This is a genomic window from Paraburkholderia sp. 2C, from assembly GCF_054589215.1.
In genome coordinates this window covers 242,500-263,445 of sequence record NZ_BAAILL010000045.1, presented here as the reverse complement: position 1 = coordinate 263,445, position 20,946 = coordinate 242,500, and the positions used below count along the sequence as shown (strand labels likewise).

Annotated in this window: 12 protein-coding genes; 4 read left to right on the top strand and 8 right to left on the bottom strand. The window is 64.5% G+C overall.

Features of this window, described 5'->3' with window-relative positions; genetic code table 11:
- Positions 1–185 precede the first annotated feature (185 nt).
- Positions 186–1,628 carry an EAL and HDOD domain-containing protein gene (locus ACYPXD_RS23115; protein WP_459716438.1) on the top strand — a complete coding sequence of 481 codons (1,443 nt, stop codon included), beginning with the start codon at positions 186–188 and terminating at the stop codon, positions 1,626–1,628.
- A gap of 156 nt (positions 1,629–1,784) precedes the next feature.
- Here ACYPXD_RS23115 and ACYPXD_RS23110 read toward each other — a convergent pair whose 3' ends face one another.
- Positions 1,785–3,242: an HDOD domain-containing protein gene (locus ACYPXD_RS23110; RefSeq protein ID WP_459716435.1), complete on the bottom strand. Its 1,458-nt coding sequence runs from the start codon at positions 3,240–3,242 to the stop codon at positions 1,785–1,787.
- An 88-nt stretch (positions 3,243–3,330) separates the two neighbouring features.
- Positions 3,331–5,154 carry a putative bifunctional diguanylate cyclase/phosphodiesterase gene (locus tag ACYPXD_RS23105; protein WP_459716743.1) on the bottom strand — a complete coding sequence of 608 codons (1,824 nt, stop codon included), beginning with the start codon at positions 5,152–5,154 and terminating at the stop codon, positions 3,331–3,333.
- 436 nt (positions 5,155–5,590) lie between these two features.
- Here ACYPXD_RS23105 and ACYPXD_RS23100 point away from each other — a divergent pair, with 436 nt between their 5' ends.
- The 3 genes from ACYPXD_RS23100 to ACYPXD_RS23090 all read left to right on the top strand — a co-directional run bounded on the left by ACYPXD_RS23100 (position 5,591) and on the right by ACYPXD_RS23090 (position 8,209).
- Positions 5,591–6,880, top strand: a complete 1,290-nt coding sequence (locus ACYPXD_RS23100) for an EAL and HDOD domain-containing protein (protein WP_459716432.1) — start codon at positions 5,591–5,593, stop codon at positions 6,878–6,880.
- 175 nt (positions 6,881–7,055) lie between these two features.
- On the top strand, positions 7,056–7,619 hold the full coding sequence (locus tag ACYPXD_RS23095) for a peroxiredoxin (protein WP_459716428.1): 564 nt from the start codon (positions 7,056–7,058) through the stop codon (positions 7,617–7,619).
- A gap of 125 nt (positions 7,620–7,744) precedes the next feature.
- Complete coding sequence (locus ACYPXD_RS23090; RefSeq protein ID WP_459716426.1) at positions 7,745–8,209, top strand: hypothetical protein; 465 nt, start codon at positions 7,745–7,747, stop codon at positions 8,207–8,209.
- Positions 8,210–8,285: 76 nt separating this feature from the next.
- Here ACYPXD_RS23090 and ACYPXD_RS23085 read toward each other — a convergent pair whose 3' ends face one another.
- From ACYPXD_RS23085 to ACYPXD_RS23060, 6 genes are all read right to left on the bottom strand, one after another.
- Entirely contained in the window at positions 8,286–8,972 is a 687-nt protein-coding gene (locus ACYPXD_RS23085; protein WP_459716424.1) for a hypothetical protein, read from the bottom strand.
- A gap of 253 nt (positions 8,973–9,225) precedes the next feature.
- Entirely contained in the window at positions 9,226–12,555 is a 3,330-nt protein-coding gene (locus tag ACYPXD_RS23080; protein ID WP_459716421.1) for an efflux RND transporter permease subunit, read from the bottom strand.
- A gap of 3 nt (positions 12,556–12,558) precedes the next feature.
- Positions 12,559–15,690: an MdtB/MuxB family multidrug efflux RND transporter permease subunit gene (locus ACYPXD_RS23075; RefSeq protein ID WP_459716419.1), complete on the bottom strand. Its 3,132-nt coding sequence runs from the start codon at positions 15,688–15,690 to the stop codon at positions 12,559–12,561.
- Positions 15,691–15,744: 54 nt separating this feature from the next.
- Positions 15,745–17,148, bottom strand: coding sequence for an MdtA/MuxA family multidrug efflux RND transporter periplasmic adaptor subunit (locus ACYPXD_RS23070; protein WP_459716417.1), 1,404 nt, complete (start codon positions 17,146–17,148; stop codon positions 15,745–15,747).
- 1,140 nt (positions 17,149–18,288) lie between these two features.
- Positions 18,289–18,693 (bottom strand): helix-turn-helix domain-containing protein, encoded by a 405-nt coding sequence (locus ACYPXD_RS23065; RefSeq protein WP_459716415.1) that lies wholly within the window; start codon positions 18,691–18,693, stop codon positions 18,289–18,291.
- 683 nt (positions 18,694–19,376) lie between these two features.
- The gene (locus ACYPXD_RS23060) at positions 19,377–20,942 is read right to left on the bottom strand and encodes an efflux transporter outer membrane subunit (RefSeq protein WP_459716413.1); all 1,566 of its coding nucleotides are present in this window, start codon (positions 20,940–20,942) and stop codon (positions 19,377–19,379) included.
- Between the last annotated feature and the right edge of the window lie 4 nt (positions 20,943–20,946).

Genomic DNA, 20,946 nt, shown 5'->3' with positions numbered 1-20,946 from the left:
CGGCCGCACGGCACTGTGGCTGCATATCGACGCATATAGACGCATATCGCCGAATGTCGCGCATTGATCGGGCCGCATCGACGAAAACTGCCTCCATGCCGCGCGAATCGCCAGGTTCATTGAATCCGCCAGGTATAACGAAGAGAGCGCAAAGCGCCACGCGCGCTTTGCCATAGGGGAGCCGCATGACCACCACCGCAGTCCAGCAGGAAGGCCGGCCAGACGGCCTTTCGGGTTCCACTGACGGCGATCGGCAAGGCGACGCCGGCAGTACCGGCGAAGGCGCGCCGCGCGACGTGTATTTCGCCCGCCAGCCGCTCTTGAACCGGGACGGCATGCTGTGCGGTTTCGAACTGAAAATCCAGCAGCCGCTTTGGGATCTCCCGGTGTCCGCAGAGCCTGCTCATGCCGGCGAGAACACCGAACCGGAAAGCGGCGCTGACGGCGACGGCGAACTGGCCGCGAACGCGAACTCCGCTCAGGCGCGGGTCGGCGCGCTGATTCGCGCGCTGGTCCGGCCCGAAGTGCGGCTCGCGCTGACCGGCCACCCCGCTTATATCGATGCGACCCGCGAATTGCTGTTCGACGAAGCGGTCAAGGCATTGCCGCCCGAGCGGTTTATTTTCGAACTGCCGTCCGATATCCAGGTGGACGACGAACTGATCGCGCGCATCGTCACGTTGCACGGCCGGCGCTTTCGCTTCGTGATCGATCATGTGACGCAGGTCGACGACCGTTTCGCGCGTCTTCTGCCGTATGCGGAGACCGTGAAGATCGATCTGCGGCAGACGCCGCCCGCGCTGCTGCCGAAGCTCGCGAGCGTGCTGAAGTCGGCCGGCAAGATGCTGATCGCGCTCAATACCGAGACGCACGACGACTTCAGCACCGCGTTCAATCTCGGTTTCGACCGCTTCCAGGGCTATTTCTTCGCGCGTGCGCAAAGCGTCTCGTCGACGCGCCGCGTGAGCGCGCCGCGCCATGCGCTGCTGAATCTGCTGCAGCTTCTGGCCGGCGAACCGACGGTCGCGCAACTCGAGGCGGAGCTGAAGCTGAACCCGGTGCTCGTCATGCACCTGATGCGCCTTGCGAACGCCAGCGGGCTCGCGCTGGGCTTGCGCGTCACGACGCTGCGCGACGCGATCAACGCGACGGGCACCGACAAGATCGCGCGCTGGACGCAACTGCTGCTCTACGCGGACGGCCGCAAGGTCGCGCTCGAAGACGATCCGCTGCTGCAATTGGCCGCCTCGCGCGCGCGTTTCATGGAACTCGCGGTTGCACGTTTGCCTGAGGCAGGGCGCGACGAAACCGACGCGGCGTTTCTAACCGGGGTCTTTTCGTTCGTCGATGCGGTGTTCGGCGGCTCGCTCGAAACCACGCTCAATGTGCTGATGCTGTCGCGACCGATCCGCGCGGCAATCGAGCATCACGAAGGATCGCTCGGCATGCTGCTGACGTTGACCGAGGCGCTCGAGCGCGGCGCGTGGGACGAGGTCGAGACTGCGTGCCAGGCGCTTGCGCCGTTGACCGCGCCGGAAGCGGCCGAACTCGCGCTGACCGCGGCTGCGTGGGCCGGCATTGCCGAGCACAGCGCCGAGGCCGAAGGGCTCGAACGGATCGAAGATTAAATCTCTGCAAGTGCGTCGAACCTGCACGCATGTGCAGGGCGCGCGCACGGCGAGATGCGCTGTAATACGCGCGGTAATATGTGCCGCGCCGGCAGGTTGGTCAGCTCAGTGATGCGTCTCGTCGATCCCGTTCGCGGAATCGAATCACGGCGCGAATCACTGCGTCTCCAGCTCACCCACCGGCGCTTGGGCGAAAAAACGCCGCAATTCCCGTGATAACTCGTTGAGCGCCGCCATTTCCTGCTGGCTGATCCGGCGCGGCTCCGTGTTGTGCGTCCAGTCGCCGTACATCAGCGCGACCGTCGACTGGTTCTCGAGCATGACCGGCAGCAGCACGAACGATTGCGCGTCGCTGAACGAGCGCTTGTACCAGTCCGGCAGCCGCGCGACCATCTTCGGGTCGCGCGCGTTCTCGATGAAAATGCCGACCGAGTTTGCGATGGCGAGGTGGAACACGTCGGGCTGGAACGCACTGGCGAACGACAGCTGCGGCATCACCGCGTCGACCTTCGGCCCGAAGCCCATGCTGGCCTTGAAGGTGCCGCTGCCCTGGCGCACGAACACGACCGTGCGGTCGAAGCCGAGCCCCGCCAGCACGGTTTCGGACGCCAGCGTCAGCGCTGGCGCGAGCGCGTTGTCCGCGGGCAGCGCGCGCAGGTCTTCGACGCCCGCGCGAATGCGGTCTTCCGGCTCGAGCGGCTCGCGGGCGATTGCATCGGCGCTTGCGCGCAGTTCGTTGATCTCGCGCATCACGCCGTCGCCGGCTTCTTCGCGCGCCAGCGCGATGCTCATTTCGATCAGCACGTCCGCCTCGGTGTTGAGCGGCCGGCTATAGCGCTGCGCGAGTTCCGCGATGCGTGCGTCGCGCACGGCGACGGGCATGTCGGGCGCGGTCAGCAGGTTCGCCACCTCGGTCGAGAAGGTCGTGACGGCGCGCATCCATTGCGTCTGGCGCGGCTCGTCGTCGCGCGCCGGGTCGAACGCGGTCATGCCGATGCGGATGATTTCCGGCAAGCGCCAGCGCACCGCGGCTTCGATGCCGATCTCCTCGTACGACACACCGAGCACGCTCGCGCACGCATCCTTTTCGGAGATGCCCGCATCGAGCTGGCGGCGAATCTGATCCCATTCGGTGTCGAGATAGAACACGACGAGCAGCTTGCCGACCTGGCGCATCAGCGTGCAGACCACGGCTTCCTCGCCCGCGCGCAGGTCGCCGCGTTCGGTCAGCTTGCGCGCCACGCAGCCCGAGAGCATGGTGCGGTTCAGTTCGAGCTTCGCGTCGATGCGGCGCGGCACACTGTGGTGAAAGTGATCGACGATCTGCAGGCCGACGACGAGGTGGCCGACCGCATCCATGCCGAGCACCATCAGCGCGCGCGAGACGGTGGTGATGTTGCCGCCGAACGCCATGTACATCGCCGAATTCGCAAGACGCAGCACCTTGTGGGTCAGTGCGAAGTCGGAGAGCACAACCTGAACGAGCGACGTGAAGTCGAGCTCGTCGTTCTTGACGGCGGCCATTGTCGTGCGGAGCGACTGCGACAGCATCGGAAAATCGCCGCGCTCGCTCATCTTGCCCCAGAGCCTGTCGAGCAACGCCGCCTTTAACATGTGAGTCCCGCAAAAGCCATACGTGTTCCAGTGAGTAGCCGGCCGCGCACTTCGTGCGGGCCGCCGGTGCGTTGTTGCGCGGCGTGCATCACGCTGCGTCGTGCAGGTAAAGCGCGCGCGATTCGAAGCGCTGCGCGAGTTCTTCGGACGGCAGCGCCTTGCACACGAGCCACCCCTGAATGTGATCGCATCCCATCTGGGTCAGCAACGCACGCTGCGCTTCCGTTTCGACGCCTTCGGCGACCAGTTCGAGATCGAGTGTCTGCGCAAGTCCGACCACTGCGCTGACAATTGCCTGATCGTTGCGCGAGGTTAGCAGATTCTCGACGAAGCTCCTGTCGATTTTCAGCTTGGCGAGCGGGAACCGTTGCAGATACGCGAGACTCGAGTAGCCCGTGCCGAAGTCGTCAACAGCAAAACGTATGCCGATGGCAGTTAATTCCGCGAGCAGCGCGGTGGCATGCGCGGGATCGTGCATCAGCAGGGTTTCGGTGATTTCGAATACGAGCCGGCGCGGGTCGATGCCGGTCAGCGCGATCGCTTCGCGCACGTTGTCGGTGAAGCGCGGGTCGCGGAACTGCTGCGGCGACACGTTGACCGCCACGTATTGCAGCTTGATGCCCTTGGCGTCCCACTGGATGAGCTGCATGCACGCGGCTTTCAGCACCCAGTTGCCGAGGTAATTGATGAGGCCGACCGACTCCGCAAGCGGAATGAACATCGACGGCGGCACGAGCCCGTGCAGCGGATGGTGCCAGCGGATCAGCGCCTCGACGCCGACCACGCCGCGCGAGTGGCTGCTCGTGATCGGCTGGAAGTGCAGCGAGAACTCGCCGTTGCGCACGCCGTCGTAGAGGTCCGATTCGAGCTTGAGGCGCTCGGCGTCGGCCGGGCTGTCGTCGGGCACGTAGAACGCGAGCGTGTTGCCGCCCGCCGCCTTCGCGCGCAGCAGCGCGTGGTCGGCCCAGCGCAGCAGCTGGCTGTCGCGCGAAGTCGAGTCGTTCGAGTGCTGCACGTCCGGATACAGCGCGATGCCGATGCTGGCCGACAGATGCACGGGCTGCCGGTTGTACGAGTAGGGCTGCTGGATCGCGGTCAGCAGGCGCCGCGCGAGCGCTTCGGCGGCGATCGCGGCGTCGGTGCGCGTGGCGGCCGGCGGCAGCAGGATCGCGAACTCGTCGCTGGCCACGCGCGCAATGATTTCGCCTTGCGTCGTCATGTGCGTGAGACGCCTCGCGGTGTCGCGCAGCATTTCGTCGCCGGCGTCGTAGCCGAGCGCGCGGTTGACGCGCTGGTAGTCGTCGAGGTCGAGCAGCAGCAGCGCGGCCGGCGTGCCGTTGGCGTCGGCCTGCTGCTGTGCGTCGCGCAGCGCGTCGACGAGCGCCGGCACGTTGGCGATGCCGGTCAGATGATCGGTGTGCAGCGCGCGCTTGAGGCTCGCTTCGTTGGCGCGCCACGCGGACACGTCGAAGCCGGCGATCGCATAACCCTCGATGCCGTCGTGGTTATTGCGCACGACGCGCAGTTCGACGGCGATCGGGTAGGTCAACGACTTGACGAGATCGAGCGAGACCTTTTCGACCGTGCCGCTTGCCTCGGCACGCGTCAGCACGGCTTCGAGGCGCGCGCTGTCGGCGGGCGCGACGATGTCGTGCAGGCTGATGGTTTGCAGATACTCGCGGTGGTAGCCGATGAAGCGCAGGCTCGCGTCGGTCACGTACAGGAAGCGCAAATCCCTGTCGACGTGAGCGAGGAAGTCGACGGCGCCGACGGTCTGCTCGAGACCGAGGGCGGCGGCGCCCGCACCGGCCGCGTGCGCCTCGCCGCCGCGCGGGCCCAGTACCGTGCGCCAACGCTGGATCGCGTTGCGCAGCCAGCCCCGTCGAGGTGCGGTAATCCTGTTCGCTTCCATGTAAGTCGCTGACAATCCTGTTTCGTCGCAGGCGGGCGAGCCCGTCCGCCGGTTACCGCATCCAGCCGGAAGATGGGAAGACGTCCATCAGAGCACCATAACGGCCGGCGCGGCAAAATCTTTAGCCTTGGGTCGAAAAAAAGCATCCAAAAGACTGGTTTTCGCGTGACGGCAAGCCGTTTTCGCGGGAATAAGCGTCACTTTCGCACCGCACGCTGCACCGCATCGACGGTCCCGCTAAAGTACTGCCCCCCTTGTTCCGTTAATGCGATTGTTCGTGCGGCGGTTCGGTTTTGGTACGATGCGCGGCGGTCGGTGGGACCGTTTCCATCCCTGGCCTGCACGATTGCTGTTTTTTGAATCCACGCCGCCATCCATCATGTCAGAACCATTCGACGATAGAGACGACCGCAGGACCGAGAAGGGAGCCGGCGGCATGCAGAGCGGCACACTCAGCGTCTCGCTGGATGCCCCGCGCTCCGCTTCGGAATTCGTCTATCTGGGCCGCCAGCCGATCCTCGATCGCAGCGGCGCGCTCAATGCCTATGAGTTGCTGTTTCGCGACAGTGCGCACAATCACGCGCGCGTGTCCGACGACGCGCAGGCGACCGCCCAGGTCGTGGCCCGCACGATCGGCTCGATTGGCGTGCCGGCCGTGCTCGGCCAGCATCGCGGCTATATCAACATCGGCCGGCGCCTGCTGTTCGACGACATCGTGCATCTGATGTCGCCGCAGCGCTTCGTGCTCGAGATCCTCGAAACCGTGACCGTCGACGCGCGGCTGCTCGCGCGTCTGGCCGAATTGCGCCGGGCCGGCTTCCGGATCGCTCTCGACGACGTCTGGGAGCTCTCCGAGAGCCTCTACGCGATGCTGCCGTATGCCGATATCGTCAAGGTCGATTTCCTGCTGGCTGAACGCAGCTCGCTGAAGACGCTTGCGGCGACGCTGCGCGGCCACGGCAAAACGCTGATCGCCGAAAAAGTCGAAACGCGAGAGGACTTTCTTCAGGCGCGCGACCTCGGCTTCGATCTGTTCCAGGGCTACTTCTTTGCGCGGCCGCAGGTGCTGGCCGCGCAACGCAGCCGTTCGTCGAGCGCGGCGCTGTTGCGCCTGCTCGCGCTGCTGTCGCGCGACGCGGGACTCTTCGAGCTCGAAGCGGAGCTCAAGCGCCATCCGAACGTCGTCGTGCAATTGCTGCGACTCGTCAACTCGAGCGCCTTTGGCCTTGGCCGTCATATCGCTTCGCTGCGCGAGGCGATCATCGCGACCGGCACGCGGCAGATCGCGCGCTGGGCGCAACTGCTGCTCTACGCGGGCGGCGGCGAGCTGCCGTGGAGTTCCGATCCGCTCGTGCAGCTGGCCGGCACGCGCTCGCGCTTCATGGAGCTGGCGGCGCGCCTGCTGCGTCCCGGCGACGAGGATTTCGCCGATGCGGCGTTTATGACCGGCATCTTTTCGCTCGTGCATGTGGTTGTCGACTCGACGCCCGCGAAGGCGCTCGACAAGCTCGGGCTGTCGCCGCTGATCCGCAATGCGATTGTCGAGCGCGACGGCGAGATGGGTGCGCTGCTGCGGGTCGCCGAAGCGGCCGGGCAGGGCGCCGATGCAACGGCGATCGTGCAGGCGGAGGTGCTCGAGCGTTTCTCGGTGTTCACGCCCGCGGTGCTGGCGGAACTCAACCTGTCGGCCGCCGCGTGGTTCGGTGCGCATGCGGGTGGGAATTGACGGCAGCTGAAACGGCATAACACCAAGGCGGCGACGGGTTCGGGCTGACCGCAGCATGCACGGGCGCCGGGCAAACTGTGATCCAATAGCGAATCGATGTGCGTGACGGCGAAGGATGACGACGGGGGCGGCCGGTGTCGCCCCTCCGCCCGCCGCACGAACCGGAGGAGCGCAGATGAACCGTACCCTGAAGCAAACCCTGACTGCGGCGGGCCTCGCCGCCGCGCTGTCGTTTTATGCGCTTGGCGCATCGGCGACCCTGAAGCCCGGCGACACCGCGCCCGATTTCACCGCGCAGGCGTCGCTCGGCGGCAAGACCTACACCTACTCGCTGGCCGATGCGCTGAAGCGGGGGCCGGTCGTGTTGTACTTCTATCCGGCCGCCTTCACGAAAGGCTGCACGATCGAGGCGCACGAGTTTGCCGACGCCGTCGACGAATACAAGCAATACGGCGCGACCGTGATCGGCGTGTCGCACGACAATATCGACACGCTGACGAAGTTCTCGGTCAGCGAATGCCGCAGCAAATTCCCCGTGGCCGCCGACGCCGATGCGAAAGTGATCGGCAAGTACGATGCCGGCCTGCCGATGCACGACTCGATGGCGAACCGTGTGTCGTATGTGATCGCGCCGGACGGCAAGATCATTTACGAATACACGAGCATGTCGCCGGACAAGCACGTCGAAAACACGCTGCAGGCGGTCAAGCAATGGGCGGCGACGCACAAGTCGCAGTGACCTGTGCCCCTGGCCGCGCGGCCGGCGCCGCGCTGTGCTGCGCCTGACGCCGTCGTGCGTGCTCGCGAACAATCACATTGAGCAGCGCTTGATCAACGATTGACCGACGTTCTTACGGAGGCGCGATGCCGATCTTTGTCGCTCTGTTCGTTCTGATTGCGTTGATCTACGGTGCGGTGCGCGCGTACGATGCGCTCGCCGCGCATTTCGGCATCGGTGTCGCGATCGGCGCGGCGGTGGTGGCGGCGATCGTCGTGATTGCCGCGGCGGCTTACTGGTGGCGGCGTCATCGCGAGATTGCACCGAACATCCACGACGGCGACTGGACTCATGAGCTCAAGCAATCGTGGGGCAGCGTGCGGCTCGCCGCGGGCAAAGGCCTGTGCTCGATCCAGCTCGGCGGCGCGAAGGGCGACTATATCTTCGGCGACCTGCAAGGCGCGCGGGCCGAACGCGACGGCAGCGGCTGGCGCGTCGGGCTGAAGGTCAAGGATACGGCGCGGCCGGTCTGGCAGTTGCCGATGCAAAACGAGCGGCAGGCGCGCCAGTGGCAGCGCATTCTGACGCGCGCGATGGCGCAGAAGCTCTAGGCGGCGCCCGGTCGGTGTCCCCGCTTGGTGCCTGGGATGCCCGCTTGACCGGCACTCGTGCGGCGCGCGGCGCCGGTCAAACGGTGGAGCGATAGACGAGCGAGCCGTCGGGCAGCTTCGTCATCAGGCCGTCGGCGTTGTTGGCCGTCGAGAATAGCGCAAACGTGATGCCCTGGTGTTGCATGACGCGCCGTAGTTCGAGCGATACGCCCGGCCCGACCGCCACCATGCCCAGTCCGTTGCCGTGCGAGAGATTCTTTTGCGGCACGCTCGCGTCGAAAATCAGAATCGCCGGCTTCAGATTGCGCTGCGCTTCCCGTAGATGGCGCAGCCAGATTTGTGCGTGAGGCAGCGCGACGGACCCGGTCTGGATGCCGTCGTCGAAAAAGCGCGTATGCGTGCGGCGCAGGAGCGCGTCGAGCGCGGCGGGCTTGAGCCATGCCGCACGATACGATTCGCCGCGATAGTCGCGCAGTCGCGCGAAGTCGGAAAGGAACTGCTGCATGGCCGGCGTCCGTTGCCGACGCGTACGCAAGGTGCGGTTGATATGCGGGTCGCCGTCTTCGATAAACGATTGCAAGCTCGCGAACTGGCCGGCGTTCGATTGCTGCGTGAGGTCGTCGATTTTCCGCGCATCTTTCAGCGATATCACTTCATTCCATGCGCCAAGCGTGCGGAACATCAATGCGGCGTCGGGCACCCGCAAGCTCGGCGTCGCCCGGCCAGGCGGCACGGGCGCGATATGGCCGGGCATAGCCGGCAAGGCTGCGGGCTGCTGTTGATGAGCGCTCGCCCGCGCGCGTGCCGCGGCGACCGGCGCCGTTTCGTTCGCGGGCCGCGAGGCGTCGGGTGGTGGCGGCGAGGTGTGCCAGCGTCTGAACACAGGAATCACATCGCACCTCCGCCATGAGCCGGTTGCGGCGCCCCGCCTGCGAGAGCCGGGCCCTGAAGGTTCTCATGCTAGAGACGCAGGAGGCGGGGCGGGCAATGAGCGGCTAGTGCGGGCCGCCGCTCATTCACTTCGCCGCGGCCGCCGGCTCACCGGTACCGCCGCGCCGCTTTTCCCACCAGAGACGCATCCGGTCCATATACAGATAGACGATCGGCGTCGTATAGAGCGTGAGCATCTGGCTCACGATCAGCCCGCCGACGATCGCAAGACCGAGCGGCGCGCGCAGTTCCGCCCCTTCGCCGCGACCGAACGCGAGCGGCAGCGCGCCGAGCAGCGCCGCGCAGGTCGTCATCATGATCGGGCGGAAGCGCAGCAGACACGCTTCCTCGATCGCGTCGCGCGACGACAGTCCGCGCGTGCGCGACGCGTCGATCGCAAAGTCGACCATCATGATCGCGTTTTTCTTCACGATGCCGATCAGCAGAATCACCGCGATCAACGCGATGATGCTGAACTCGGTATTGAAGAGCAGCAGCGCGAGCAGCGCGCCGACGCCCGCCGACGGCAGCGTCGAAAGAATCGTGAGCGGATGGATATAGCTCTCGTACAGAATGCCGAGCACGATATAGACGGCGGCCAGCGCGGCGAGAATCAGGATCGGCTGGTCGTTCAGCGACTGCTGGAACGCCTGCGCAGTGCCCTGGAAGCTGCCGTGTATGGTTGCGGGCACGCCGAGCCGCGCCATGGTCTCGTCGATGGCCGCCGTTGCGTCCGATAGCGACCGGCCCGGCGGCAGATTGAACGAGATCGTCGAGGCGACGAACTGCCCCTGGTGATTCACCGAGAGCGGCGTGTTGCCGGGCCCGAACGTCGCGATCGCCGACAGAGGAATCATCGTTTCCTTCGAGGTCGACACCGCCGCGCCCGTCGACGCGCTCGACTTGCCGCTCGCCGCGATCGAATTGTTCGCGAGATTGCGCGCGGCGTCGGCGGCGATGGCCGCGGCGTTCGACGAACCGGCGGTGCTCGCCGATGTGCCGCTGCCCGATGTGCTCGTTGCGTTGCCCGAGGCGTTCGTCATCGTCACGGTGCCGGCCGTCGCGTTCGTCGATTGCGAGCCGCTCGCCGTGCCGCCGGTCGTACTGATCCATACCTGCTTGAGCATCTCCGGGCTCTGCCAGTATTTCGGCGCGACTTCCATCACCACGTGGTACTGGTTCAGCGGGTTGTAGATCGTCGACACCTGGCGCTGGCCGAACGCGTCGTACAGCGTGTTGTCGATCTGCGATGGCGTGATATTGAGGCGCGCGGCCGTCGCGCGGTCGATCGTCACGAACGCCTCGAGGCCGCTTTCCTGCTGGTCCGAATTGACGTCGGCCAGTTCGGGGCGCGCCTGCAGCGCCGTCGTGATGCGCGGCGTCCATTTGTAGAGATCGGGCGTCGAATCGGCGAGCAGCGTGTACTGATACTGCGCGTTCGACTGCCGGCCGCCGACGCGGATGTCCTGCACGGCCTGCAGGAACGTGCGGCCACCCGCCACGTGCGACAGCGGCCCGCGCAGTTGCTGGATCACCTGGTCGGCCGAGAGCGTGCGGCCGGGCTTCGGCTTGAGCGACACGTACATGAAACCGGCGTTCGTTTGCCGGCCGCCGGTAAAGCCGACCACGGTATCGACGTTCGGGTTCGACTGCACGATGCTCATCATCTCGGCGAACTTGCCCTTCATCGCCTGGAACGACGTGCTCTGGTCCGCCTGAATACCGCCGATCAGCCGCCCCGTATCCTGCTGCGGGAAAAAGCCCTTCGGGATGATGATGTACATCCAGATGTTGAGACCGACCGTTGCGAACAGCACGAGCAGAATGATGCGCGGATGGCGCAGCGACCAGCCAAGCGTGCGCCGGTAGCCGTCCTGCATGCGGGTAAAGCCGCGCTCGAGCCAACGCGAGAAACGGCCTTCCTTTTTCTTCTCATGCGGCTCGTGGAGCAGGCGCGAGCACATCATCGGCGTGAGAGTCAGCGACACCACGAGCGAGACCGCGATGGCCAGCGAGAGCGTCAGCGCGAACTCGCGGAACAGACGCCCGACAATGCCGCCCATCAGCAGAATAGGCAGGAACACGGCGACCAGCGAGATGCTGATCGACATCACCGTGAAGCCGACCTCGCGCGCGCCCATGATCGCCGCTTTCATGCGCGGCACGCCGCTCTCGATATGGCGCTCGATATTTTCGAGCACGACGATCGCATCGTCGACGACGAAGCCGGTGGCGATCGTCAGCGCCATCAGCGACAGGTTGTCGATCGAAAAGCCCATCAGATACATCGCGGCGAACGTGCCGATGATCGAGATCGGCACCGCGACGCTCGGAATCAGCGTCGCGCGCCAGTTGCGCAGGAACAGGAACACGACCATCACGACCAGCGCGACCGCGATCATCAGCGTGTGCTCGGTGTCGAGCAGCGATGCGCGGATCGTGGTCGAGCGGTCCGCGGCGGGCACCACTTGCACGTCGCGCGGCAGCGACGCGACGAGTTGCGGCAGTTCCTCCTTGATGCGGTCGACCGTTTCGATGATGTTCGCGCCCGGCTGCCGGTAAATGATCACGAGCACCGCGCGCGAGCCGTTCGAGAGGCCGAGGTTGCGCAGGTCTTCGACCGAATCGACGACTTCGCCGATATCGGACAGATGCACGGCCGCGCCGTTGCGGTATGCAATGACGAGGTCCTTGTATTGCGACGCCTTGCTCGCCTGGTCGTTCGTATACAACTGCACGTGCTTGTCGCCGAACTCGATCGAGCCTTTCGGGCTGTTCGCGTTCGCCGAGGCGAGCGCCGCGCGCACGTCTTCGAGGCCGACGCCGTAATGGAACAGCGCATGCGGTTCGAGTTCGACGCGCACGGCCGGGTTTGCCGAGCCGCTGACGTCGACCTCGCCGACGCCGTCGACCTGCGACAGCGACTGCTGCAGCACGGTCGCGGCCGAATCATAAAGCTGGCCGGCCTGCAGTGTTTTCGAGGAGACCGACAGAATCAGGATCGGCGCATCGGACGGATTGACCTTGTGATACGTCGGATTCTGCCGCAGGCTGGTCGGCAGATCCGCGCGCGCCGCATTGATCGCGGCCTGCACATCGCGCGCGGCGCCGTCGATATCGCGGTTGAGGCCGAACTGCATCGTGATGCGCGTCGAGCCGACCGAACTCGACGACGTCATTTCGGTGACGTCCGCGATGGCGCCGAGGTGCCGCTCGAGCGGACTCGCGACACTGGTCGCGACGTTTTCCGGGCTGGCGCCCGGCAACGTGGCCTGCACCGAGATGGTCGGATAGTCGACCTGCGGCAGTGGCGCGACCGGCAGCTTCGAAAACGCGAACAGGCCGGACAGCGCGATGCCGATCGACAGCAGCGTGGTGGCGACCGGGCGCGCGATAAACGGACGCGACAGGTTCATCGGTCAGCTCCCGGCATCGGTGGCGGGCGGCGTCGCGCCGTTGCGAGGATCGCGCTGAAAGCGCGCGCGCAGACGGCGCGCGAGCGAATCGAAGCCGAGGTAGATAACGGGCGTGGTAAACAATGTAAGCAGCTGGCTGACGACGAGACCGCCCGCGATCGCGATGCCGAGCGGCCGGCGCAGCTCGGAGCCCGCGCCGCTGCCGAGAATCAGCGGCAGCGCGCCGAGCAGGGCCGCCATGGTGGTCATCAGGATCGGCCGGAAGCGCAGCAGGCAGGCCTGGTAGATCGCCTCGCGCGGCGATTTGCCATGCTCGCGCTCCGCTTCGAGCGCGAAGTCGATCATCATGATCGCGTTCTTCTTCACGATACCGATCAGCAGCACGATGCCGATGATGCCGATGATGTCGAGATCGTGCCCGGTCATCAGCAGCGCGAGCAGCGCGCCGACGCCGGCCGACGGCAGCGTCGACAGAATCGTGACCGGATGCACGAAGCTTTCGTACAGCACGCCAAGCACGATATACATCGTGACGATCGCCGCGAGAATCAGGAACAGCTCGTTGGACAGCGATGCCTGGAATGCGAGTGCCGCGCCCTGGAAGCGCGTCTGGAACGACGCGGGCAGGCCGATGTCTTTTTCCGCCTGCTGGATTGCCTTCACGGCCGCGCCGAGCGACGCGCCCGGCGCGAGGTTGAACGACACGGTGGTGGCCGGGAACTGGCTCAGGTGCGTGACGAGCAGCGGTGCGGGCCGCTCGTGGAACTTCGCGATGGCCGAAAGCGGCACCTGGCCGCCGGCCGCGGTCGAAGAGGGCAGGTAGATCGAATTGAGCGACTCCGTGTAGTGCTGCAGCGTCGGCGTCGCTTCGAGAATCACGCGGTACTGGTTCGACTGCGTGAAGATGGTCGAGACGATACGCTGGCCGAATGCGTCGTAAAGCGCGTTATCGACGGTCGCGGGCGTAATGCCGTAGCGCGCGGCGGTGGGCCGGTCGATTTCGACGTACACCGATTGGCCGTTGCTCTGCAGATCGGTGGCGACGTCGGCGAGATCCGGTACCTGCTGCAGCCGTTCGACGAGCTTTGGCACCCACGTCTGGAACTCGGCGATGTTCGGGTCCGTCAGCATGAACTGATATTGCGTCGGGCTGACCGTCGAATCGATCGTCAGATCCTGCACGGGCTGCATGTAAAGCGTCGCGCCCGGCAGATGCGCGGTCGCGCGCTGCAACTCGCGGATCACTTCGCTCGCGGTGGCATCGCGGTCGTCGCGCGGCTTCAGGTTGATCAGCATGCGGCCGCTGTTCAGCGTGATGTTGGTGCCGTCGACGCCGATAAACGACGTGAGGCTGTCGACGTTCGGATTCTTCAGCACTTCCGCGGCGAGCGCCTGCTGGCGTTCGGCCATCGACTGGTACGACACCGACTGCGGCGCCTGCGTGATCGCCTGGATCACGCCGGTATCCTGGACCGGAAAGAAGCCCTTCGGAATAAACACGTAGAGCAGCGCGGTCAGCACCAGCGTGAGAACCGCGACGACGAGCGTGGCGGGCTGGCGGTCGAGCACCCAGCGCAGCGCGACCGCGTAGCGGTCGATCACGTAATCGATAAACGCGTGCGCGCGCGCTTCGAAGCGGTGGCTTTCCTTCGGCGGCGTGTGGCGCAGCAGCTTCGCGCACATCATCGGCACAAGCGTGAGCGATACGACCGCCGAGATCACGATGGTCACCGCGAGCGTGATCGCGAACTCGTGGAACAGGCGCCCGACCACGTCGCCCATAAACAGCAGCGGGATCAGCACCGCGATCAGCGAGACCGTCAGCGAGATGATGGTGAAGCCGATCTGCTTCGAGCCCTTTAACGCCGCCTGCAGCGGCGGTTCGCCTTCCTCGACGTAGCGCGCGATATTTTCGATCATCACGATCGCATCGTCGACGACGAAGCCGGTGGCGATGGTCAGCGCCATCAGCGACAGGTTGTCGAGCGAGAAGCCGCACAGGTACATCACCGCGAGCGTGCCGATCAGCGACAGCGGCACCGACAGGCTCGGGATGATCGTGGCATAAATGTTGGCGAGGAACAGGTACATCACGAGCACGACCAGCACGACCGACATCAGCAGCTCGAATTGCACGTCGCGTACGGAGGCGCGGATCGTCGTGGTGCGGTCGGTGACGATCTGCACGTCGAGTGCGGCCGGCAGCGATTGCTGCAGCGACGGCAGCAGCTTCTTGATGCTGTCGACCACCTGAATCACGTTCGCGCCCGGCTGGCGCTGCACATTCAGGATGATCGCGGGCGTGTCGTTCACCCACGCGCCGAGCTTGGTGTTCTCCGCGCCGGGAATGATCGTCGCGACGTCGGTCAGCATGACCGGACGGCCGTTCTTGTAGGCGACGACCGCGCTCTGATACGCGCGGGCGTCGGTCAGCTGATCGTTCGCGTTGATCGTGTAGGCGTGCGTCGGGCCGTCGAAGCTGCCCTTCGGGGTGTTGACGTTCAGGTTAGCGATGGTGGTGCGCAGATCGTCGAGATTCAGGCCGTACGACGCGAGCGCAAGCGGGTTCGCCTGGATACGCACGGCCGGACGCTGGCCGCCCGACAGGCTCACGAGACCGACGCCGCCGACCTGCGAGATTTTCTGCGCGAGGCGCGTGTCGGCAATATCCTGCACCTGCGTGAGCGGCAGCGTTTTCGACGTGATCGCGAGCGTGAGGATCGGCGCGTCGGCCGGATTGACCTTGGCGTAGATCGGCGGCGCGGGCAGATCGGACGGCAGCAGGTTGCCGGCCGCGTTGATGGCGGCCTGCACTTCCTGCTCGGCGATATCGAGCGGCAAATCGAGGTTGAACTGCAGCGTGATGACCGATGAACCCGCCGAGCTTTGCGACGACATCTGGTTTAACGACGGCATCTGCCCGAACTGCCGTTCGAGCGGCGCCGTGACCGACGAGGTCATCACGTCGGGGCTCGCGCCGGGATAGAACGTCTGCACCTGGATGGTCGGGTAGTCGACTTCGGGCAGTGCGGAAAGCGGCAGAAAGCGCAGCGCGACGAGGCCGACCAGCATGATCGCGGCCATCAGCAACGCGGTGCCGACGGGACGCAGGATAAAGGCGCGGGATGGATTCATGCGATATCAGCGGGTCCTTGAGGCGGGTCCTTGAGGCGGGTTCCAGGCAGGGCCTTATTGCGACGACGCTTGCGACGCGTGCCGGTGGCGATGGGCATGCGGGCCCGATGCGCCCGTGGCCCAGGACGCGCCTGCTGTGCCCGATGCACTCGATGCGCCCGATGCGCCGGCCGGTTGCTCGGCCGGAATCGTGATCTTCGCGCCTTCCTTCAGGCGGTCCGAGCCGTCGGTGACGACGCGTTCGCCGACCTCGAGGCCCGACGCGACGCTCGTGCGCTCGCCGTCGACGGGGCCCGGCTTGATCTTGCGTACCGTGACCGTGTTGTCGGGCTTCACGACATAGACGAACGGGCCGATCGAACCGTTCAGCACCGCGGAGGTCGGCACGATCGTCGCCTGGTGGATCACGTCGACCAGCAGACGGGCGTTGACGAACTGATTCGGGAACAGCATGTTGCCGGTGTTCGCGAAGGTCGCGCGCAGCTTGACGGTGCCGGTGGTCGTATCGATCTGGTTGTCGATCGTTTCGAGGTAGCCCGCTTCGAGCGACGTCGAATTCGTGCGGTCGTACGCGGTGACCGACATTTTCGTCTTGCCGTTCAGTTGCTTGAGAATGGCCGGCAGATTGTCTTCGGAGGTGGTGAAGATCACGCTGATCGGCTGCAGCTGCGTGATGACGACGATGCCGTTCGCGTCGCCGGGCGTCACGTAGTTGCCGGGGTCGACCTGGCGCAGGCCGACGCGGCCCGCGACCGGCGCGGTGATACGCGCGTAGGTGAGGTCGAGCCTGAAGGTGTCGATATTCGCTTTGTCCGACTGCACTTGCCCTTCATATTGCTTGACGAGTGAGGCCTGCGTGTCGACCTGCTGGCTCGCGATCGAGTCCTGCGCGAGCAGCGTCTGATAGCGCTTCAGGTCGAGGCGGGCCGTCTGCAGCAGCGCCATGTCTTTCGCGAGCGTGCCTTGTGCGTTCGCGAGCGAGATCTGATACGGGCGCGGATCGATCTGCGCGAGCAGCTCGTCTTTCTTCACCATCTGGCCTTCCTGGAACGCGACCGTTTGCAGCGTGCCGGACAACTGCGTGCGAACGGTGACGTTCGCCAGCGGCGTAACCGTGCCGAGGGCGGTAATGACGATCGGCATGTCGCCTTGCGTGACCGATGCGACCTTGACCGGCTGCGGCTGGTTGGCGAATGCGCCGCGCCGGCCGCCGCCCGTGCGCCCGGCGTGCGCGCCGCTCGCACCGGCCGCGGCGCCGGCGCTCGCGCCTTCGTCGGCCTTACGCCACGGATGCCAGCGCACCAGCACGATCGCCGCGATGACGACGATGGCTAGCCCCAGCCACAGCGCGCGGCGGCTGCGCCGCGGTCCGCCGCCCGATCCGGGGGGCGGGCTCGCAGGGGCAGGCGCGGGAGGCGGGTTGCGGGTGGTGTCCGACTGCTTTTGTTTTTCGTCCATCGGTTCGATCAGCTGGCTAGCGAGGAATGGGGCAAAACTACGGGGCATCGCCACGCTGCACGACGGTCCGCGTATCGAAATGGCGGTCGCGCGTGCGGCGCGCTCATCGGCTGGCGCGGCCGATGGGCGAACGCGATGCGGCGTTTAAAAAAGCAAGAGACAAGGCGCTGACTCAAGCGGGATAAAGAGCGAAGGCAAAGAGCGAGGGCAAAAAGCGCAATGCCGGTGGCGCTGTGGGCGTATCCATTCAGAACACAATGAACCGTCCATACGGAGCAACCGGGCGCCGCAGCCATACGATAAGGCTTGAGCATGTAGGCGACGTGTACCTGGCGGCACGCACCCTATCGATCCGGCGCTTCGCGCGTCCACGCAGCGGATGGTGCGCGACGCTGCTTACGCGACGCCTTTTGCCGCCGCCGTCTCGAGCTTGCAGCAAGCTTGCGCGGACGGGCATGACCCGCAAGAAAGCATGATGCTACGTCCCACCCTGGTAACAGTCCAGCCTGTGTATTTTTCGCAAGGTTACGTAGGTTACAGATTGAAAACGTCGTGGCGCGGCAGCAGGAGCGTGCCGTTTGGGCATGCCGGCCAGCGCGGTCAGTCGTGTTTCACATGCGTTCGGATTTCCGGCCGACGCTGCGGCAGTGGGCCCCGGCTGGCGACTTCGATGGTCGGCGGAAATGTTTAAGTGTCCGTTTCATTGAACACGGACCGATTTTTCCGAAGAGGCCGATGCAGGAAGAATTTGCTTGACTTGATCAGCATAACCATAAAAAATTGGCAGTTCATTCCGAAAGGGCGCTTAGCTATTCTGACGGCCACATTACTTTCTTCATTTTGTCGCCGCCGTGTCGCATGGATGTCGTATGGCAGCACTAACATCCCAGCATCGCTGGCGACTACATGGCTAGCTCAACTAAATTGATGCAGCTCACGCGTTTCGGATTCCGTCTCTCAGGTTCTAGCACGGCCCTCGGAATGGCTAGAACTTTTTAAGGCGCCACGGTTACGTGGCGCCTTTTTTTTGGTTTTTTGCGGCTTTACTTCTTTGCGGATGAGTCTGGATGCGGGGAGTAATATGGGCCGGCTGCGGCCTTCGTCTTGATACTTCAACCTCGAGTCTCAATGCTTCGTCGATCAGCGTCGCGACTTCGACAGCCGATGTCCTAATCCAAGGTCGGTTGCGATCTGCCAGGTGTAGACGCGCGAGTAATGCACCCCATACCGCGAACCGATCAGTTCGCGCAGCCTCCCGTTTGTCCATGCATCGCTTGGAAAGCCATGTTCTTTCGCCGAACCTCGTAATGCGTTGGCAATCCATTCTCGCGCCATATCATCGAGCACCGATGTACGGCCACCGATGCTAATCCGGCGCAATGCGTCGAGGCCGCCGTCGTCGAGAATCGTTTTATAGCGTCGCACGGTATAGGTCGATATATGAAGTGCGTCGGCAACGGCGTCGACAGTAGCGCCGTCAGTTAACATTCGGCCCGCCAGCATTCTGCGGGCGACGCTCGGAAGATTGTCTGCAGTTGAGCGCATTTCTTGTCTCGTCCATTGGAATTCCGTTGGGCGTCGCGTCGCGTCGCTTACCGGAAACGACTTGATATTTCCGCTTGACGCGGGGCTTCCTGGAAAGCACGACCAAAAAATTCGCGCCTCCATTTCTGATACGTGTAACAAAAGCTTGTTTTCAATACTAATAGCCCTTTCTTACCGGTTTTGACAGTGACCCGATAAAAAATCATCATCGTCTGATTGTTAATCCATTTTTCCTATGAAATGAACAATTCACCGGGCATATTGGTGGCCGCGCCGTTATCTTCCCTGGCGCCGCTTATAACCGGTCCGACATGAGGCGCGCCAATGTTCGCCAACTTTCAGTCGGCAGGATATGAAGGCATCGGAAATTTCAGTCGGCAATCGAAGTTGCAGGCACTTCATGCAACACCGACAACAAAAGATAAATAAATATTCTTGACGCCAGGACGTGGCCTTGAATAACTCTTGAAAATGGTGTAGGGAATTGGTGCCCGGTGTTTTTTTACTTTCTCTTTAGAAAACTCTGAATAACGGAACCGATAAGCTAAAAATCGCCTGTATTGAAACGACAGCATTCGAATGCACGCGAATCATCGGCAACGTTTGATGTCGCCGCATTGCCGGGTATTAATTTATCTGGCAATGCGGCGATACAGGGAATGAAACGGTATTGTAATAAAGCGCTATTGCTTCGCGAGACTCGGTTCTTCCGGCGGCTTCGGAATCGTATCGCCCCAGCCGCCGCCCAACGCGCGGATCAGCGCGACGGTCGACTCCGCCTGCACGCCCTGAAGCTGTACATCGACGCGCCGCGCGTCGAGCACCGTGCGTTCCGCGTCGATCACATCGAGGTAGTTCACCGCGCCCTCGGTGTACTGCACGCGCGACAGGTGCGCGGCACGCGACGAGGCCGCGACCGCGCGTCCTTGTGTCTGCGTCTGGCCTTCGAGGATGCGCAGGTCCGACAGGTTGTCTTCGACCTGCTGGAATGCGATGAGCACCTGCTCGCGATAGTTCGCGACCTGCTCGTCGAACTGCGCGTGGGCATTCTTCAAATTACCCTTGCGCCGTCCGCCGTCGAAAATGGTCTGCGTGAGCGCGGTGCCGGCGGCCGGCCCGGCGAGGAACGCCCAGCTGCTCGCGCGGAACAGGTTGGCGAGCGTGCCTGCCTCGAAGCCGGCGTTCCCGGTCAGCTCGAGCGACGGAAAATACGCGGCGCGCGCGATGCCGATGCGCGCGTTGGCCGCCGCCATCGCGCGCTCGGCCGCGGCGATATCGGGCCGCCGCTCGAGCAGCGCGGACGGCAGGCCGGGCGGAATGCGTATTTCGACTGGCGACAGCGGATTGGCCGCCATCGTGAACTCGGACGGCGTCTTGCCGAGCAGCACGGCGAGGCCGTGCTCGGACGATGCCCGTAGCCGCTGCACGGTCATCAGGTCCGAGCGCGTGCTTTCGAGCTCGGCCTTCGCGCGCGCGACATCGAGTTCGCTGATTTCGCCGTCGTCGAAGCGATGCTGAACGAGACCCAGCGCCTGCTCGCGCAGATCGACCGCATTGGCGAGCACCGCGGCTTCGCCGTCGAGTTCGCGCAGCGAAAAGTAGTTCTGCGCCACGTCCGCCTGTAATGCGAGCAGCACCGAGCGCAGCAGCGCCTCGGTTTGCTGTGCGTCGGCCTTGGTCGCGTTGTAGTTCGAGTCGACGCGCCCGAACAGATCGACTTCATACGAGGCGCTTGCCTGCGCGCGCCAGATCGTCTGTTCCGGAATATGCGTGCCGTCCGGCTCCAGGAACGACACCGCCGAGATCTGCTGGCGCGTCGGCCCGAACCCCGCGTTGAGGGTCGGGAAGAAACCCGCGCGCGCGACTTCGTTCAATGCGCGCGCTTCCTTGACGCGCGCGACCGCGGCCTTCAGATCCTGATTCGCGTCGTGTGCCTGCTGTTCGAGCGAGTCGAGCGTCGGATCGTTGAAGAGGGTCCACCACTCTCCGCGCGCGATCGCTTCGGATGGCTGCGCGGTTTTCCATGTGCCGTCGGTCGGCACCTTGATGGCCGTCTGCGTGAAATCGGCCGCGGTTTCCTTGTAGGCGGGCGCGACCTGCGCATCGGGCACCTCGTATTTCGGCGCGAGCGAGCAGCCCGTTGCGACAAATGCCGCGGCAACGAGCGTGGCGAGCAGCGCCGGGCCTTTCAGAGGCGCTTTTTTCAGAGGCGCGCTGTTCAGCGTCGCATTGTCTGGAGATATTTTCATCGTC